Source organism: Xenorhabdus yunnanensis, from assembly GCF_028598805.1.
Classification (GTDB): domain Bacteria; phylum Pseudomonadota; class Gammaproteobacteria; order Enterobacterales; family Enterobacteriaceae; genus Xenorhabdus; species Xenorhabdus yunnanensis.
The window spans coordinates 1-230 of the sequence record NZ_JAQRFI010000327.1; the positions used below are offsets into that span (position 1 = coordinate 1).

1 protein-coding gene is annotated in these 230 nt (G+C 50.9%); it reads left to right on the plus strand.

Translation table 11 applies throughout. The annotated features are described in order from the left end of the window. Window positions 1-4 precede the first annotated feature (4 nt). Window positions 5-230: antiterminator Q family protein (locus tag PSI23_RS22465; RefSeq protein ID WP_273557096.1), on the plus strand; the 226-nt coding region annotated here is incomplete at its 3' end.

Genomic DNA, 230 nt, shown 5'->3' on the forward strand with positions numbered 1-230 from the left:
GCTGATGCGTGATATTCAGATGGTACTGGAACGCTGGGGAGCGTGGGCGGCGGATAATCGTGAGATGGTTAACTGGCCTTCGATTGCCGCAGGGTTCAAGGGGTTGATACCCAACAGAGTTAAATCCCGCCCGCAGTGTTGTGATGACGACGCCATCATCATTTCCAACTGCATGGCAAAGCTGAACCAGAAAAATAGCGAGGCTCATGATTTGTTGTTCGACTATTACG